Here is a 16,956-nt window from a genome sequence, read left to right as displayed (position 1 = left end):
TGAAGAAAAAAAGTATTTAATAGGTATATACTTATAGCAAATTAAAGGGGAGTAGCTGTACATTTAAAGTCGTCATTACGAGATTTAATCTCCGGCTTTATATGGCAACGACCGTTGTTAGCGAGACCTTTACCACTACCATTAGTAGGTAAAGGTCTCGCTTTTTTACGTGCTTTTTTACTAATGAGTTGATTGCGGTGAGTAAACGTCCATATTTTTTTGGGGAAGAAGAAAAGGAGCATGGACACTAACACCTTGATAAGGTTCGTTAAACCATGGAGCGCGGAAATCCCTCGCACTTTATGGAAATCTCACTAAAGAAGAGGAGTTAATGTATTATGGGTTCAGAATTATTATTAGAATATTTATGGGTCTTGCTGGTACTTATTGGTTTAGAAGGTTTATTAGCAGCTGATAATGCTTTAGTATTAGCAATTATGGTTCGACATCTTCCTGAAAAACAACGTAAAAGAGCATTATTTTATGGATTAGCAGGAGCGTTTGTTTTTAGGTTCGCTTCATTATTTGTAATATCATTCCTTGTTGATTTTTGGCAAGTGCAGGCTTTGGGCGCGGCCTATTTATTATTTATTTCGTTAAAGAATTTATATGATCGATTTAAGAAGAAAAAAGAACCAGAAGAGGATTTAGAAATAGCTGAAGACGCAAAAGAGTCTGTAGCTGCATTAGCAAATAAAGAACCTGAACAGGCATCCAAAAAAGAATTTTGGCTAACGGTAGTAAAAGTGGAATTTGCGGACTTAGCATTTGCAGTGGATTCAATCTTAGCTGCAGTAGCTCTAGCGGTGGCATTACCTGCTACTGGTTTAGGAAATATTGGCAGCTTAGATACGGGACAATTTATGGTTGTATTCGCAGGAGGTATGATTGGATTAATCATCATGCGATTCGCTGCAAATATTTTTGTGGAAGTACTTCATAAACGTCCGGCATTAGAAGTAGCTGCATTTTTAATTGTCGGCTGGGTAGGGGTGAAACTAGCAGTTCTTGTAATGGCAAACCCTGATATTGGCTGGCTTTCAGAACACTTCCCACATTCAACAGGTTGGAAAGTGAGTTTCTATATTATACTTGTTGCAATTGCCGTTGTTGGTTGGTTTGCTTCCAGTCCGAAGAAGAACCAAGAAAAAGAACTGTCTTAATCAAAGATGGAATCTCGCTTTTAGAAATTTACACTAATAATTCTAAGGCGGTTAATGAGCCTCCGGTTGCTTATGCATCCTGTATAACTTATGTTATTAGGGGATTTTAATAATAGTATTAGCAGCTGGCATTTTTTGTACATAGCTTAGCTAGTTGTGTATTATTAAGATTATATTAGGTTTGAATATTCTAGAGGGGGATAACGATGGCACAGCATCATTTTTATTTAAAAGCAGAGTGGCCTGGCGGAAGAAATAGCCAGGGAACGATAGATGCAGGAAATTTAAAAACAAAAATCTCAATTCCGACAGAAATGGATGGACCAGGAATTGGTAGCAATCCAGATGAAATGTTATTAGGGGCGGCTGCTACTTGCTATGTGATTACACTGGCTGCAATGATTGAACGTGCAGAACTTCCTTTAAGTAAAATGTCTCTAGAATCAGAAGGTATTGTGGATGTGACCAACGGTGTATTTACATACGAAAAAATCATTCATAAACCTTTCGTAGATTTAAAAAATGAGGCAAGTGATAAACAATGGAATCATGTTAGAAAACTTGTAGAAAAAGCCGAAACTTCCTGTATGATTTCAAGAGCAATTCAAGGTAATGTACAAATAGAATTGCAACCAACTTTCGGTAAATAAAATCTATATTAAGCCCTGACCCGAACCGCTCTAAGCAGGAAAATAGAGTATGGTTCGGGTTTTTAATTAAAAAGGATACATGTTATCCACGGACTAAGCGGAGCATCTTTTTCATAGGTTGCTGTTCATGCATATCATGATAGTTTGCAAAAGGGCAGCCGATCTCACGCACCCGATTGATAACATTACCAATTGTAAAATGAGTAGGATCTAACTCGTTATTTACTTCATTCCAATATAGTGGTGTTGATACAGTACCTTCTTTCGTCATTCTTGGTGAATATGGTGCAATCAATGTTTTATCTTTCCCGTGTTGAACATAATCGATATAAAGTCGATTATGTCGATTCTTTTTCATTCGTTCGGTTGTGAAATCGTTTGGATATGATTTTTCGAGCGTTTTTGCGATAGCTTCTGTAAATAGGAATGTCTCATCGTAAGTCATGCTTCCTTCTCGGATTGGTATATATACTTGTAGTCCTTTATTTCCTGATGTTTTCACAAACGATACAAGCTCTAATTCATCTAATATATGCTTTAGGAGATTTGCAGCATGTACAGCTAATTTAAAATGCTCGCGATCGGGCGGATCCAAATCAAATACAATTTCTAAAGGTGTAACATGGCCAATCCGTTGAAAGGGAATATGGTATTCAATCGAACCATGATTTGCTAACCAGACGATACTTCTCAGATGATTACATACAATATAGTTCTCTTGAGCAGAAGTGGATGATAAAAAGTCTGGGGCATAGTCTGGCAAGTTTTTTTGAAAAAAGGATTCCTTCGTAATTCCATCTGGACAGCGAATAATAGTCAATGCTTTTTGCCGTAAAAAAGGTAACATCCAAGGTGATATTTCACGAATGTAAACTAATAAATCCTGTTTAGTATAATTATTTGGCCAAAGGTATTTATCTGTATTAGATATGTCAATTGAATGGGGAAGTTGTGCCATATCTAATTGTAATTTATCCAATGTGCATTCTGAATAAGCTATTGATGATGTAATATGCTTAAATTCAGGTTCTCGTAGCTCCTCATCATATAAATCTAATGTGTGGATTGTACTCGTAATTGCTGGAGGTAGATAGTAAATACCATCCTTGAACTCGCCTTGTTCTTGGAAAAGCTTTTGTACGGTTTGAGAAGCATCTTTTTCTAGTCCGTGTTTACACTTTCCAATATGAACAGGCTGATTATTTTCCAGTACACTAACTGTGAAATAGCCGTTACTTGGGTTATATGCTGTTAGAATTCCATGTATTAATCGCCAGTTTTTAATCTTAAACCAACTTTGATGTTGTTTTCCCTTTTGGTATATGCTTTTTTTTCTTTTAGCTACGACACCTTCAGATTTAGCTGCATATACAATTTCATTAATTTTTGAGACTGAAGTGAATGATTCGACACATCTAATTCTTCCATCTCCCCGTATATCTTGCATGAGTTGATCAAGGTATTTCTTCCGTAAAGATAGATTGCTTTGATATAATTTTTTTCCTTTTAGTTTGGTTAAATCGAATACCATCAATGTTGCAGGTCTAAGATTTGCTTTTTTTTCAATTCGGTCTGTACTTTGTAATCTTCCACGGATTTGTATTTGAGCAAAATTCGCCTGGTACCGGTGATTTAATATTACTAGTTCCCCATCGAACTCGAGTGGTAATGCAGTTTTGAAGAATTCATAATTATTTTCACACCACTGAATAATTTCCGGAAATTTCTTTGTGATATTATGCTTATTTTTACTGATCAAGGTTATTTTATTTGCTACAGACCATATTAATTTGCAACGAAACCCATCATACTTCACCTCGTATATCCACTCATCACCAACAGGAATTTCTGTACTTGCTATCGGCTTCATCCATTCCATATAACCACCTCTATCATAGGTTGTCTGATTTTATTATTTTTACTATTCCGTTCGTATAAAAAACCAAGCGAACTGCAAAATAACTGTAAGGAGGGAACGGAATGCATACAATGTGGAAAGGAACCATCAGTTTTGGTTTGGTCAACATACCAGTGAAAATGCATGCAGCAACCGAAAACAAAGATATACGACTTCGCCAACTACACAAGAAGTGTAAAACTCCAATTAAATATGAAAAGGTTTGTCCAAACTGTGAAGAGGATGTATCGAATGACGATATTGTTAAAGCGTATGAATATGCAAAAAATAAATTTGTAGTGTTGGACGATGAAGAATTAGAAGCACTGAAGAAAGAACAGGAGGATAAAGCAGTAGAAATAATTGATTTCGTTCAGTTAAAGGATATTGATCCCATATACTTTGAAAAAAGCTATTATTTGTCTCCAAACGAAGGGGGATCAAAGGCATATGCTTTATTGAGAGAAGCTTTATTAGATTCTGGTAAGATTGGAATAGCGAAAATGATGATACGTTCTAAAGAACAATTAGCTGTCATTCGTGTTTATGAAAGTGCAATAGTTGTAGAAACCATTCATTATCCAGATGAAGTTCGAGCTGTGTCAGATGTGCCCAATGTTCCTGAGCAAGCAGATGTAGGAAAAAAAGAACTGGACACAGCAAAATTATTAATTGATCAATTGACAACAGAGTTTGAACCTGAGAAATATCAAGATAATTATCGAACAGCTCTATTAGAATTAATAGAAGCGAAGAAAAATAATGAAGAAATAGAAGTTGGTGGAGAACCAAAATCAACTCCAGATAATGTAACCAATCTGATGGATGCATTGCAGGAATCATTGGATCGAGCAAAGAAAGACAAGCCAAAACCAAAACAACCGAAGAAAAAAACAGCTACAAGGAAGAAAAAAGCAACGTCATAAAGTCTCTAGTACCATTCTAGGGGCTTTTTTACATAAATTGAAAATCCGTCTACCTTTTAAATAGGCGTTAAGGTCCTCCCTAATAAAGTATTACTTTATGGCAATTTTGCCGAATTTCTATTACATTTTTGCTCAAGGCTTACAAATTGATTACAGAATGATGAAATATGGGCTTTTGATATGATTTTTTTTTGAAAAACGGGTAAAGTGGATAATGCAACAATAATTTTGGAATACAACAAGAGGGATGAATATGGAACGTAATGCTTTCTTTGATAATGCGAAAGTTTTATTAATTTTCTTGGTTGTTTTTGGTCATATGATTCAACCATTTACAAGTGAATATGCGGGAATTAACACATTGTATTTATGGATTTATACGTTTCACATGCCAGCATTTATACTATTAGCTGGTTTCTTTGCTAAAGGTTCAGGAAATGCAGGTTATGTATGGAAATTAGCAAAGAAATTAATTATACCGTACTTGATTTTTCAAATTTTATATACGATCTATTATTTCTATATTGGCAAACCAGATTGGCAAACAGGTGTTTTCCACCCACACTGGTCATTATGGTTCCTATTTAGTTTGTTTAGTTGGCATATTTTATTAATCGTATTTAAGAAAATATCTCCACTTTACAGTATATCATTAGCCGTGCTAATTGGTGTGGTAGTAGGATACTTTGGAGAAATAGGCCATACATTTAGTTTGTCACGTACATTTGTATTCTTTCCATTCTTCTTAGTCGGATATTGGGTGACTGAAAAACAAATGATGAGTGTAAAAAGAAATGCTGTAAAAGTAGTATCATTAGCGGTAATGACTGTACTTGCAATTGCTATTTACTATATGCCAGAATTTAATTCTGGATGGCTTTTAGCTTCCAAATCTTATGGTGACTTGGGAATGGAACAGTATGGTGGTATTGCAAGATTGCTCGTGTATGCAACAGCAGCAGTGATGGTTGTTAGTGTGTTAGCCTGGGTACCGAAGCGGAATTTTGGATGGTTGACACAACTAGGTACAAGAACATTATATGTATATTTACTTCACGGTTTTATCGTACAGTTTTTACGTCAACATGAGATATTATCGGTAAATAACATGTTAGATTTTATAGGTGTCGCTGGTATATCGGCAATGATTGTAATTCTCTTGTCCAGTAAACCGGTGTTAACAGTGTCACAGCCGTTAATTGAAGGTAAGATGTCTATCATTCGAAGTATAATTAACAATCAACGTACTAGAACACATTCTTAGTAATATGGAAATAAAAAACTAATAGTAATGAAAAAAGAACTCAGAGACAGTCTCTGAGTTCTTTTTGGATTTTAACATTTTATTAAAAGATAATATGCGCGATTAAGGTAATTACTGGTAGGGTTATAATTGTACGTAATAAGAAAATAACCACTAAGTCTTTAAAAGATACTGGAACTTTTGATCCGAGTAATAAGCCACCAACTTCTGATAAATATATCAATTGTGTTACGGATAATGCTGCAATAATAAATCGAGTTATTTCAGCTTCTACACTAGATATAAATATAGATGGAAGGAACATATCAGCAAAACCGACCAATAATGTTTCTGAAGCCTCTTGTGCATACGGTATTTGCATAAGTTCAAGTAATGGTACGAAAGGTGTGCCAATCCATTGGAAGAATGGAGTATACTCTGCTATTACAACAGCAATCGTACCAATAGCCATAACAACAGGTGCGACACCCATCCACATATCAAGGATATTTTGACCACTTTCCTTTAATATCTTAGCAACACTGCTTTCTTTTCTCGCTCTTTCAATGGCATTCTTATACCCATAACTTATTAAAGATTCCCCTTCTGGGATGGATTCGTCTAATTTTTTATTGGAATCCGTAACATACGTATTCGCTTTTCTAGATAGAGGTGGGATTCGAGGCATAATAAGTGCTGCTATAATCCCGGCAATAATAATTGTTAAATAGAATGGCAGGAATAATCTCTCTAGACCGACCTCTTGTAGCACAACTAGTGTAAATGTAATAGAAACTACAGAGAATGTTGTACCGATTACTGCCGCTTCACGTTTGGTATAATTACCTTGTTCATATTGCTTACTAGTTAATAGAACTCCAATTGTCCCATCACCTACCCAAGATGCAAGTGCATCAATGGAAGAACGTCCAGGAAGACGGAATAAAGGACGCATAATCTTCGTCATTAATGTTCCAAAGAATTCAAGTAAGCCAAAGTTCGTTAGCAATGGTAAAAGCAATCCTGCGAATAAAAACACTGCAAACAAAACATGTAAGAGGGAATGTAATAACATTCCACCAGTATTCTCATTATAGATTGCTTCTGGTCCGATTTCGAAAAATACCATGACTGCAATAATTGCAGCAATTACACGAGTAATCGTCCAGAATGAGCTTGTGTAGAATAATTGCTTTAAGAAAGGCTTTTCCTTAAAAGCATCCTCACCTAAAAATTTTGCAATAACTGTAGAAATAGCAGTTATAATTATAATAACCATCATTATTGCAGACAGACTATTTGCTAATAAATCTTGTATCCAATTTGCCAATAAAGCAATTGGAATTGTCATATCACCATTAACGGTAACAGGAACCATAAAGAAGAAAATACCAATTAAAGAAGGTATAATGAACTTCAAATGATCGCTAAAAGAATATGATTTCAAAATATTGACCCCCAAATATATATTTATCTAAATGTATTTATAGTAGATTGTACCGACTGCATAATTATACATTATGAGGAAAGTATATTCAATCATTTTTTTACTTCATGAAGAAAACATGAGAAATCCGAGCATTGCTTTGTTTGATTTACATTGCAGAGTGCGATTTGCACAGACACTTTTTAGCTAACTTAAAAACACAATTTCTTTATTGTCTACTTCCATTTCAATCAAAATCAATTTGTCCCTATAATATGAATATTATTATTTAAATATCACTAATTATTCATTTGTTGATAACACTAGTACATTGTGAATGAAGCTATTTTAATAAATGGATTAAATCTATTCAAATCGGGAATATACTAACTACTATGGAAATAATGTAGTAATGATTCGTTAAATTAATTTACGATATGGTAGTTCATTCACTATAATAGAAGTAATACGGAGAATTTTTATTCTCCAGATGCATCTTTGAAAGTGAATGTTTCATTGAAGGGGGTGTAATAGATGAGTGATTATTTACGAAAAGGTTTCTTACTTGGTTTAGGAGCTGCTGTAAGTGGCAAGGAGAAATTTGATAAGAAACTGAAAGAACTTGTTGATAAAAACGAATTAACACAAGAGCAAGCGAAAACCGTAATGGATAACTTTATTGAAAAAGGCGGTATGAAGAAAGAAGAGTGGGATGCGAAACAACATCAACAAACTCAACAGCTTGCCAAGGATTATGGAATTGCAACCGTAGAAGACATTCAAGAAATTCGTGCAAGACTCACAGAGCTAGAGGACAAGTTAAGTGATCAATAAGCACTTTTAAGAGAGGTTGGGACTAACTAAAAAAGTATTGGTCAGATAACGGATGAGCTGTAAGAAATATACGAAGGCGCACTTGCCTCCGCTAAATAAGTGGGGTATATTTCTAATAGCGGGTATGTAAAAACCAATCACGGATTTATCTTTTGCATCTATACTTTTGTCCCAACTTCTTTTAAAAAAATATGTATTTATTTCGTATGGTAATGAGCATAAATACGCATAATTCAAGGCGATGAAACTAAGCTTTGAGAGGGTATGAAGGAGAAAAACCCCCTACTGAATGAATATTCACTTATCCAACTGAAAACTGTAAATTCAGTAAATTATCAATTTGCTATTGATTGCGATAGTTTTAGCGAGTATAATTGTTTATAGTTAGTAGCACGTATAGGGGGAGTTGCCGGTATGCAAAGCTTTTTTCAAATTTGTAATGATACTACGGAGAAGCTTGGGAGAAGATTGCAAGATGAAGAAATTAGATTTTTGCAATGGATGTATGAACGCTATACGGTGGAACAATTAGAAGAAGAGCTGAAATCAAAAGAAGGAAATTTATATACAATGAATTCGTGATAGAGGGGCATCGGACATTCCGAAACCCTTTTTTATTTTGGGCTAATAGTAAAAATCATCAATATACAATTGTATAAAATCAATAGCTTTCGTGCTATAATTTCATGAAAGAATGAATGAAGGAGAGAGCGTTATGTCGGTTTCCAATGAAACCATCATTAATAAAATGATAGCAGAATTAGAAGCAGCCAAGCGTGAGGCGAACAACTCCTCACAATTAAAAAAAAGAATAGGAAATGTCCGTATGTTAAGCGAGTTATTTGATGAGGAAACTCCCACTTTAAATAAAGAATCAACAGTTTCCTCAATTACAACTCCACACATTATACAAGATTCAGATTCTGAATCACAATTTACGGATGCTGAAATAAAGGCAATGCTTGGAAATACTTCAAAATCAAGCGGATTAAAAAAGAAGAAATCTACTGATGATGATGAAGCGAATGGAGACTCATTATTTGATTTTTAACATCGGAGGGAAACTAAAATGAAGTTATTTTTAATAATTGGAGCTATACTAGGGTTTTTAGCAGTTGCTTTAGGTGCATTTGGTGCACATGGGTTAGAAGGAAGACTCTCTGAAAAAGCAATGAATAACTGGGGAAAAGCAGTAGACTATCAAATGTTTCACACCATTGCAATAATCGCCGTTGCCCTTTTATTGGCGAGATTTGAAGGAAGTGGATTATTAACAACTAGTGGCTGGATGTTTCTTGTGGGAATTATTCTTTTTTCAGGAAGTTTATATGTTTATTCTTTTACAAGTATAACGACCTTCGCAATGATTACACCTGTTGGTGGACTTGCATTCCTTATTGGTTGGGTGTTACTAGGCGTTGCAGCGATGAGACTATTATAATTGAAAGAACATAGATGTAATTAATAAAAATAAAACAAATGCTCGGATAGCCTGTTTCATAGCTTCTGATTGACGTCTTGTTTGCATTAAAATTATTGCATCACAAACAATGCTAACTACAAGCAAATACACAGCAACAAACAGAAGAATTATCCATCCTGTAATTAAGGCTGTGATACCACAAAGAAAAGAAAGCACTAAACCAATAACTTCCATTTGAATAAATTTTTGATAAGGATGTCTCATTGTGCACCTCGCTAACAAATGGAATAAAGAGGTTGGGATATAACAAATAGTTTTGATCAAAAGACGTATGAAAGCTAGAATAAGCGAAAGAAATATACGGATACTCCTTGAAAATAAAAATCAATTTTCTGCGTGCGATGCAATGCTGTCGCAGTCTTCCTTGTGTCTTATGAGAGCAAGGCCTAGCTGAGCCTCCCGATGCATAAGCATCCGGAGGCTCCCCAGCCGCCTTAGGATAAGTGCTGTATATTCATTCATCGGATTTCTCTTTTGCATGAATACTTTTGTTCCAACCTCTTTATACGGTTTCGCCTATCTATCTTGGAGAATAAGTAGATAATTGTTGACCATATGGGTATGAATAATTGATTTCGTTATCGAATGTAACGTAATCAAGATATACCATTAATAATAAAAATCTGCGCTGTGATCCTTCTTCTCGAATCAAAATATGATCTCTTCCTGCTTCTTCGATATAGCCACGAAACTCTGTTTGTTGTGAGCTATTTTCAAAAGTCATATAGAAAGTGCCTAACTCACCTCTGTTCATGCGTAAAATATTTTCGATAAACGATTGTTGAACTGGTAGACCTCCCATACCACCGGTTTGTGGTGGTTGTTGCTGTGGCTGTTGTTGTCCCCCCTGTTGATTACCTTGATTGAACTGCCTTGTTGGGTATACTGGATAGAATGCAGGTGAAGTGTTTGGATAATAGTAGTATGGTTGTTGAGATTGCGGTTGTTGATAAGGATAGTTTTGATAGTTGGACTGGTTTTCATTTTCACTCATGGATGTTCCCTCCTAATCTGTTCATAGATTTAGCGAATCTAAATAAGCTCGCTTAACGAAATACTTCTGGACAATCTGCAGCAGTTGGTGCATAAAAACAATGAGCCTTATATCTACCAACATTCCACTGACCATACCATTGTTCCGGACATGCGCCTTCAGGCATAAAAAACCATAACGAATTTGAGGCAGGATGTTGCCTTTCTCCTTGTATCACCCTTCGAGCAAGACGTATTTCAGATTGACGTGCTCTTTGATAAAAATAGCCTTTCTGTGTTGCTTCAAATCCACCGGGACTTTGATAAACCATATTGGTTATAGTGCGGATGTTTGGGAAATCTAAACAACTTGCAATCACCCTATTAATACCGGTGTTTCCAACCATCAACATTCCTAAGTCACCATCACCCTCAGCTTCAGCACGCATGAGACGGGCAAGTAATTCTACTTCTGCCTCGTTATGTTTCACAACGGCCATAGAGATACCTCATTTCCATATTTCTCATCTAAAATGTCGATCTCAATATTTATTTTTATGCCTGTATTTCGAATAAAATGACAATAAAAAAAGACTTTCCATCAAAAAGATAGAAAGTCTCTTGCGAACGCTTATATAGATAAATGGTTGGAAAGTTCTTCTTTTTCTAAGAAGTTTCCAACAATAAAGTCGCCAAACTCAGCGTATTTAGTTGTTACCTCATCAAATCTCATTTCATAAACAATTTTTTTGAACTGAAGCGGATCATGGGCAAATAATGTTACTCCCCATTCCCATTCATCTAAACCAATGGAACCTGTGATAATCTCTTTCACTTTTCCGGCGTATTTTCTACCGGTCATTCCATGTTCATATAAAAGTTTTGTGCGTTCTTCTTTTTCAATTTCAAACCAGTTTACACCTGGATCACGACGACGAGCCATTGGATAGAAACAAGCATGCTCCCATTTCGGCATGGTAGGTTTTAGTGCTTCTTTAACGTATGCAGAAAGTTCACGATCCTCACCAGCTTTCATTGGATCATGCATGGTCTTTTCAATAATTGAAACATAAGAATACCCAGGGATTAAGAAGTCGCCAAGTTTTGTCTTATTAATTTCAGTTTTAATTTGCTCTAATTCTTGGAAGCTTTCACGTAAGAAAATAAACATAAAGTCTGCCTTGTTACCAACTACTTTATATATCCCATGGCTCCCTTGTTTTTCTTCTTCTACAGCTTCCCATTTAGAAATTAGTTGTTGGAATTCATCTATAGCTGCTTGTCTTTCTTCCTTAGAAATTAATTTCCAAGATGTCCAATCAAATTGACGTGTATCATGTAGTGCTGACCAACCGTCAACCGTAACTACTGCCTCTGCCATATTTAACAACTCCTTATATAGAAAAAATACATGTTCTGCTTTTACTATAGCATAAGTAGGGTATTCTAATCATATGAAACAAATTTAAAAATCGACTTGAAAGTTTCTATTGTCAATTGTTTGTCAAAAATTATGAATTCATACTATGCGCTTCACTTTATTTGTTTACTGTGATAGTTTATCATGAGAAAGTATTCACAAGTTTGTAAAGGCTACTAGGAGGCATACATTATGGGATTATTCGAACAATTAGCTGAAAAAGTAACGGCTGCTGATAAGAAAATTGTCTTTCCAGAAGGATTAGATGAACGTATATTAACTGCAGCAAGTCGCTTAGCAGAAGAAGGGATCATGACACCAATTTTAATTGGCGGTACACAAGATGTGGAGGCAAAAGCAAAAGATCTTGATGTATCATTAAAAGGTTGTGAGGTTATCGATCCAGCTAACTATGATGAGTTTTCTGACATGGTTTCAGCTTTCGTGGAACGAAGAAAAGGAAAAGCAACAGAAGAAGATGCAAAGAAAATTCTTCTTGACGGAAATTATTTCGGAACCATGCTTGTTTATTTAAATAAAGCGGATGGACTAGTTAGTGGTGCGGCTCATTCCACTGCAGATACTGTACGTCCCGCATTACAAATCATTAAAACAAAAGAAGGCGTAAAGAAAACTTCTGGTGTATTCATCATGGTTCGTGATGAGGAAAAGTATGTATTTGCTGATTGTGCTATCAACATTACACCTGACAGTAATGATCTAGCAGAAATTGCTGTTGAGAGTGCAAAAACAGGGGCTCTATTTGATGTAGATCCTAAAGTTGCTATGTTGAGTTTCTCTACAAAAGGTTCTGCAAAATCACCAGAAACAGAAAAAGTGTCTGAGGCATTAGAAATTGCTAAAGAGAAGGATCCATCTCTAGTAATAGATGGAGAATTCCAATTTGATGCTGCATTTGTTCCAAGTGTAGCAGAGAAAAAAGCTCCTGATTCCGTTCTAAAAGGCAATGCTAATGTATTTGTATTCCCAAGTTTAGAAGCAGGGAACATCGGATATAAGATTGCACAACGTTTAGGTGGATTTGAAGCAGTAGGTCCAATTCTTCAAGGATTGAATCGTCCAGTAAACGATCTTTCCCGTGGATGTAGTTCTGAAGATGTCTATAATTTAGCATTAATAACTGCCGCGCAAGCAGTAGGAGAATAATTAAAAAACTCCCCTTCCGGTAAACAGTTTTTATATTTCACTGTCTACCGGAAGGGGATTATATTTCTGTAGCAGCTATTTAGTACTTATCCATTCTAATTTCCAGCCCCAAATTTAATTTGATTCATTCCGTTTTACCATTTGTTTATAACGTTTTTTGAAATTGACGATTTCCTCTTCTTGGAAAGGAATTTCTACTATTTCATCAGACAATTTTTCCAATGTATGGACAACTCGTTTTTGGACATCATCCACTGTTAAAGCTACTCCTAGTAGTTCAGACAGTGATCCCATAACTTTTGGGTCGACATCAGGATACGTAAACGAAGTCTCCATATTTTTCTTTCCTTTATTATAAAATTCTCGAATAACTTCTGCTCGTTGGTTACTATTTCCTTCTACATCTAAATAAATTTGAACGGAAATACCATTTTTAACTCTGCGTTGAGATATTCCAGCAAATTTTCTTCCTCCAATACTAAGGTCATAATCTCCCGGACAGTAAGAACCTACAATTTCATATGCTTTTATATCGTTGGTTAAATCATGAAACATCGCTTGAATAAATCGCACCATAGCTTCGTAGCAGTCATAGATAGATAAATTCTTTCCTCCAGGAATAATCAGTGAAATATTTAATACTCCTTCATCTAAAGCTACTGCCAAACCACCCGAATTACGAACGACAGCTTGATAATTATTCTGTTCTATAAATTGCATGCCACTATCAATAAAAGGTAACCGTGAATCTGGTATGCCAAGTACTATTGTTTTTGAATGTACCCATAATCGGATCACCGGAGGAGAGGTTTCTTCACTAACAGAAATAGCTAAAGTATCGTCTACAGCAAAAGAAGTTAATGCTGTATTAGGTTTGCCTTCTATGTCAGTTTGAGTTGAATGATCTATATATCGAAATGTTTGATGATGAATAATTTCTTTCCAGTTTTTCATAATTTCCTCCTTGTGCTTTCATCCTCTGTCTAACTATAATATAATATACTAAAATCGTCGAAAAAGATCGGATGGAGACATAAATATGGAATATAAAGACCAACAGCTAACAGAAGAGAAAGTATTTAAAGACCCTGTTCACCGGTACATTCATGTTCGAGATCGGGTGATTTGGGATTTGATAGCTGCTCCTGAGTTTCAAAGACTTCGAAGGGTAAAGCAACTGGGGACGACCAATTTAACTTTTCATGGGGCGGAACATAGTAGATTCAACCACTCACTAGGTGTATACGAAATCGTCAGACGTATCATGATGAACTTTCAGGATCGAGTGAATTGGGATAACGAAGATCGATTGTTATGTCTATGCGCAGCTTTATTGCATGATTTAGGGCATGGACCTTTTTCTCATTCCTTTGAAAAAGTATTCAAACTTGATCACGAGAAATTTACACAACGAATTATTTTAGAAGAAACGACCGTTAATGATATTTTAAATAAGGTATCACCAAACTTTGCACAAAAAGTAGCAGATGTAATAGCAAAAACCTACCCGGATAAGCTTGTCGTGAGCTTGATTTCCAGCCAAATTGATGCAGATAGAATGGATTATTTACAAAGGGATGCATATTTTACGGGGGTCAGCTATGGCCATTTTGACATGGAGAGAATTCTAAGAGTAATGCGACCGATGGATGATCAGGTGGTTATTAAATCGACAGGAATGCATGCTGTTGAAGATTACATTATGAGTCGGTATCAGATGTACTGGCAGGTATATTTTCATCCGGTAACTAGGAGTGCAGAAGTTATTCTCTCGAAAATTTTCCAACGTGCAAAGTATTTGTATGAAGATGATTCGTATACATTTAAATTAAAACCAACACACTTTATCTCATTTTTTAGCGGAGGAGTGGATCTGCAAGATTACTTGAAGATCGACGAGATGATTGTGTACTATTATTTTCAGCTATGGCAAGAAGAGAATGATGAAATTTTAGCAGATTTATGTGAAAGATTTATAAATCGTAGACTATTTAAATATGTGGAATACAATCCAGATCCACAGATAAATGCAGGCATGGAATTATATCAATTATTTAATGATGCTGGAATTAACCCTGATTATTATCTTGTCGTTGATTCATCATCGGATTTACCATATGACTTTTATCGACCTGGAGAAGAGGAAGAACGATTACCGATTCATTTATTGATGCCAGATGGCGGGTTAAAAGAATTATCGCGTCATTCCGATATTGTAGAATCTATTTCTGGAAAGAAACGAACGGATCATAAGTTATATTTTCCAAAGGATCGAATACAGGAGATAGAAGATGAAACTTTAAAACAACGTATTATTGATATTCTGTACGGATAAGGAGTGAATGGGTTTGTTAGATAACCACGCAAAACTACTACAGTTTTTTTCAGTAGCTAACAAAGTTACTGGTCGAAAAAAATTACAAAAAATAATTTATATATTGCAGCAATGTGAAGTTCCTTTTGAGGAAAAATATGAGTTCCACTTTTATGGTCCTTATTCTGAAGAACTGACACTACGTGTAGAAGAACTCTGTAATTTAGGATTTGTGGAAGAACAAAAAGAAGAAAAAAGTAGTTATCATCAATATCATTATACGATCACTAATAAAGGGGAATCCTTTTTAACGCAATTTCAAATGGATATGCCCGATATAAAAGAGATGACTATGTTATTACAAGAAAGAAGTTCGCGGTTTCTTGAGTTGGTATCCACTATGCTTTTCTTCTATCAATCTTCCAAAGAAGAAATAATTGAAAAAGTACATACAGTAAAGCCTAAGCAAAAGTATACAGATGAAGAGTTAACAGAAGCATTTCGCTTTATTGAAAAGTTATCGAAAAATCGAGTTACTAAAAATGTACAGACGAACGTGCTACAATAGCATCAATAGTAATTTATTAGGAGGTTATACCACATGAGTTCAGATCAATCTTCCAACAAAAAGAAGAATAATTTTACGATAATAAAAGACGATTCTACAGATGGGCATGGAGGCTACGGTGCTGGAACGATTAGTTTAGAGAATATGTCATCTATCATAGTAGATCCAAATGAAGATAAAGCATATGTGGATATGGCTGCAATGCATGCTAGAAGTGATGTTGAGCGTAGAGTGAAGTGGATTAATGATAGAGAAGAAGTGCAGGGTGGCAAATTATATTGGATCGTATGGGTCACAGTAGAAAAAAATGAAAATGGCCCTTATTATGCTGGTGTAACAGGTTGTGAAATTCGAGTGAATCGGGAGATCAAACGAGCATATAAATCTATGGGTCAGCATGTAAAGCATATGGAAAAATCTCTAAAAGGTCATATTATTGTTGAACATATGGATGATCATTCGAAGAAACTTTTAGGAGACTTCCTTCGTGACTATAAGCCAGACTTCTGGGAAAATTCAACAGAGGAATTAAAACAACAGTTATCATAGTCAATATGGAATATAGTGAATAGATGGGTTCTATTGACCAAAAATAAGAAGAAACGAAGAAGAATTAGTCAATAGAGCACTTCTATTGACCAAAAATAAAGGAAAACGAAGAAGAATTAGTCAATAGAGCACTTCTATTGACCAAAAATAAGGAAAAACAAAGAAGAATTAGTCAATAGAGCACTTCTATTGACCAAAAAAAGGGAAAAACGAAGAAGAATTAGTCAATAGAGCACTTCTATTGACCAAAAATAAAGGAAAACGAAGAAGAATTAGTCAATAGAGCACTTCTATTGACCAAAATAAGGGAAAAATGAAGAAGAATTAGTCAATAGAGCAGCCCG

Annotated in this window: 19 protein-coding genes; 12 read left to right on the top strand and 7 right to left on the bottom strand. The window is 35.3% G+C overall.

The annotated features are described in order from the left end of the window. The first annotated feature begins 338 nt into the window (after positions 1–338). Entirely contained in the window at positions 339–1,163 is an 825-nt protein-coding gene (locus OB_RS15480; protein WP_011067432.1) for a TerC family protein, read from the top strand. Positions 1,164–1,369: 206 nt separating this feature from the next. After that, entirely contained in the window at positions 1,370–1,813 is a 444-nt protein-coding gene (locus tag OB_RS15475) for an OsmC family protein (RefSeq protein WP_011067431.1), read from the top strand. Positions 1,814–1,895: 82 nt separating this feature from the next. Here OB_RS15475 and OB_RS15470 read toward each other — a convergent pair whose 3' ends face one another. Further along, a complete protein-coding gene (locus OB_RS15470) occupies positions 1,896–3,692 on the bottom strand; it encodes a DNA ligase D (RefSeq protein WP_041544334.1) in 1,797 nt (598 codons plus the stop codon). Between the two features lie 101 nt (positions 3,693–3,793). On the opposite strand from OB_RS15470, the gene OB_RS15465 reads away from it, so the two are divergent. Next, positions 3,794–4,636 (top strand): Ku protein, encoded by an 843-nt coding sequence (locus tag OB_RS15465; protein ID WP_011067429.1) that lies wholly within the window; start codon positions 3,794–3,796, stop codon positions 4,634–4,636. A gap of 253 nt (positions 4,637–4,889) precedes the next feature. Further along, entirely contained in the window at positions 4,890–5,900 is a 1,011-nt protein-coding gene (locus OB_RS15460; protein ID WP_011067428.1) for an acyltransferase family protein, read from the top strand. An 82-nt stretch (positions 5,901–5,982) separates the two neighbouring features. On the opposite strand, the gene OB_RS15455 is transcribed toward OB_RS15460, so the two are convergent. After that, positions 5,983–7,326, bottom strand: coding sequence for a YjiH family protein (locus OB_RS15455; RefSeq protein WP_011067427.1), 1,344 nt, complete (start codon positions 7,324–7,326; stop codon positions 5,983–5,985). A gap of 513 nt (positions 7,327–7,839) precedes the next feature. On the opposite strand from OB_RS15455, the gene OB_RS15450 reads away from it, so the two are divergent. The 4 genes from OB_RS15450 (at position 7,840) to OB_RS15440 (ending at position 9,580) form a co-directional block, all read left to right on the top strand. Then, positions 7,840–8,139 carry a phasin family protein gene (locus tag OB_RS15450; protein WP_011067426.1) on the top strand — a complete coding sequence of 100 codons (300 nt, stop codon included), beginning with the start codon at positions 7,840–7,842 and terminating at the stop codon, positions 8,137–8,139. Between the two features lie 414 nt (positions 8,140–8,553). Then, positions 8,554–8,721, top strand: a complete 168-nt coding sequence (locus OB_RS18520; protein WP_011067425.1) for a hypothetical protein — start codon at positions 8,554–8,556, stop codon at positions 8,719–8,721. A 133-nt stretch (positions 8,722–8,854) separates the two neighbouring features. Beyond that, entirely contained in the window at positions 8,855–9,190 is a 336-nt protein-coding gene (locus tag OB_RS15445; protein ID WP_011067424.1) for a YwdI family protein, read from the top strand. Between the two features lie 18 nt (positions 9,191–9,208). Further along, positions 9,209–9,580 carry a DUF423 domain-containing protein gene (locus tag OB_RS15440; protein WP_011067423.1) on the top strand — a complete coding sequence of 124 codons (372 nt, stop codon included), beginning with the start codon at positions 9,209–9,211 and terminating at the stop codon, positions 9,578–9,580. Here OB_RS15440 and OB_RS15435 read toward each other — a convergent pair. From OB_RS15435 to hemQ, 4 genes are all read right to left on the bottom strand, one after another. Beyond that, a complete protein-coding gene (locus OB_RS15435) occupies positions 9,575–9,826 on the bottom strand; it encodes a hypothetical protein (protein WP_011067422.1) in 252 nt (83 codons plus the stop codon). The two genes, OB_RS15440 and OB_RS15435, sit on opposite strands and share 6 nt — an antisense overlap. Before the next feature lie 316 nt (positions 9,827–10,142). Further along, positions 10,143–10,616, bottom strand: a complete 474-nt coding sequence (gene gerQ, locus OB_RS15430; protein WP_011067421.1) for a spore coat protein GerQ — start codon at positions 10,614–10,616, stop codon at positions 10,143–10,145. Positions 10,617–10,668: 52 nt separating this feature from the next. Then, entirely contained in the window at positions 10,669–11,094 is a 426-nt protein-coding gene (locus tag OB_RS15425) for a cell wall hydrolase (protein WP_011067420.1), read from the bottom strand. A gap of 131 nt (positions 11,095–11,225) precedes the next feature. Further along, on the bottom strand, positions 11,226–11,975 hold the full coding sequence (gene hemQ, locus OB_RS15420; RefSeq protein ID WP_011067419.1) for a hydrogen peroxide-dependent heme synthase: 750 nt from the start codon (positions 11,973–11,975) through the stop codon (positions 11,226–11,228). Positions 11,976–12,206: 231 nt separating this feature from the next. On the opposite strand from hemQ, the gene pta reads away from it, so the two are divergent. Beyond that, positions 12,207–13,181 (top strand): phosphate acetyltransferase, encoded by a 975-nt coding sequence (gene pta / locus OB_RS15415; RefSeq protein WP_011067418.1) that lies wholly within the window; start codon positions 12,207–12,209, stop codon positions 13,179–13,181. Positions 13,182–13,295: 114 nt separating this feature from the next. Here pta and OB_RS15410 read toward each other — a convergent pair whose 3' ends face one another. Continuing rightward, entirely contained in the window at positions 13,296–14,135 is an 840-nt protein-coding gene (locus OB_RS15410; RefSeq protein ID WP_011067417.1) for a lipoate--protein ligase family protein, read from the bottom strand. A gap of 85 nt (positions 14,136–14,220) precedes the next feature. Here OB_RS15410 and OB_RS15405 point away from each other — a divergent pair, with 85 nt between their 5' ends. The 3 genes from OB_RS15405 to OB_RS15395 are packed head-to-tail and all read left to right on the top strand — an operon-like array spanning position 14,221 to position 16,612. Beyond that, positions 14,221–15,516, top strand: a complete 1,296-nt coding sequence (locus tag OB_RS15405; protein ID WP_011067416.1) for an HD domain-containing protein — start codon at positions 14,221–14,223, stop codon at positions 15,514–15,516. Between the two features lie 13 nt (positions 15,517–15,529). Further along, positions 15,530–16,063, top strand: coding sequence for a YwgA family protein (locus OB_RS15400; RefSeq protein ID WP_011067415.1), 534 nt, complete (start codon positions 15,530–15,532; stop codon positions 16,061–16,063). 33 nt (positions 16,064–16,096) lie between these two features. Further along, entirely contained in the window at positions 16,097–16,612 is a 516-nt protein-coding gene (locus OB_RS15395) for a YwhD family protein (RefSeq protein ID WP_011067414.1), read from the top strand. The last annotated feature ends 344 nt before the right edge of the window (positions 16,613–16,956 follow it).

The sequence above is a fragment of the Oceanobacillus iheyensis HTE831 genome, assembly GCF_000011245.1.
Lineage (GTDB): Bacteria > Bacillota > Bacilli > Bacillales > Amphibacillaceae > Oceanobacillus > Oceanobacillus iheyensis.
This window is presented reverse-complemented; position numbering and strand designations above follow the sequence as displayed.

Excerpts from the sequence above, each read along its gene's own strand:
- OB_RS15480 (WP_011067432.1), top strand. The coding sequence starts at position 339 with ATGGGTTCAGAATTATTATTAGAATATTTATGGGTCTTGCTGGTACTT.
- OB_RS15475 (WP_011067431.1), top strand. The coding sequence starts at position 1,370 with ATGGCACAGCATCATTTTTATTTAAAAGCAGAGTGGCCTGGCGGAAGA.
- OB_RS15470 (WP_041544334.1), bottom strand. The coding sequence starts at position 3,692 with ATGGAATGGATGAAGCCGATAGCAAGTACAGAAATTCCTGTTGGTGAT.
- OB_RS15465 (WP_011067429.1), top strand. The coding sequence starts at position 3,794 with ATGCATACAATGTGGAAAGGAACCATCAGTTTTGGTTTGGTCAACATA.
- OB_RS15460 (WP_011067428.1), top strand. The coding sequence starts at position 4,890 with ATGGAACGTAATGCTTTCTTTGATAATGCGAAAGTTTTATTAATTTTC.
- OB_RS15450 (WP_011067426.1), top strand. The coding sequence starts at position 7,840 with ATGAGTGATTATTTACGAAAAGGTTTCTTACTTGGTTTAGGAGCTGCT.
- OB_RS18520 (WP_011067425.1), top strand. The coding sequence starts at position 8,554 with ATGCAAAGCTTTTTTCAAATTTGTAATGATACTACGGAGAAGCTTGGG.
- OB_RS15445 (WP_011067424.1), top strand. The coding sequence starts at position 8,855 with ATGTCGGTTTCCAATGAAACCATCATTAATAAAATGATAGCAGAATTA.
- OB_RS15440 (WP_011067423.1), top strand. The coding sequence starts at position 9,209 with ATGAAGTTATTTTTAATAATTGGAGCTATACTAGGGTTTTTAGCAGTT.
- OB_RS15435 (WP_011067422.1), bottom strand. The coding sequence starts at position 9,826 with ATGAGACATCCTTATCAAAAATTTATTCAAATGGAAGTTATTGGTTTA.
- gerQ (WP_011067421.1), bottom strand. The coding sequence starts at position 10,616 with ATGAGTGAAAATGAAAACCAGTCCAACTATCAAAACTATCCTTATCAA.
- OB_RS15425 (WP_011067420.1), bottom strand. The coding sequence starts at position 11,094 with ATGGCCGTTGTGAAACATAACGAGGCAGAAGTAGAATTACTTGCCCGT.
- hemQ (WP_011067419.1), bottom strand. The coding sequence starts at position 11,975 with ATGGCAGAGGCAGTAGTTACGGTTGACGGTTGGTCAGCACTACATGAT.
- pta (WP_011067418.1), top strand. The coding sequence starts at position 12,207 with ATGGGATTATTCGAACAATTAGCTGAAAAAGTAACGGCTGCTGATAAG.
- OB_RS15410 (WP_011067417.1), bottom strand. The coding sequence starts at position 14,135 with ATGAAAAACTGGAAAGAAATTATTCATCATCAAACATTTCGATATATA.
- OB_RS15405 (WP_011067416.1), top strand. The coding sequence starts at position 14,221 with ATGGAATATAAAGACCAACAGCTAACAGAAGAGAAAGTATTTAAAGAC.
- OB_RS15395 (WP_011067414.1), top strand. The coding sequence starts at position 16,097 with ATGAGTTCAGATCAATCTTCCAACAAAAAGAAGAATAATTTTACGATA.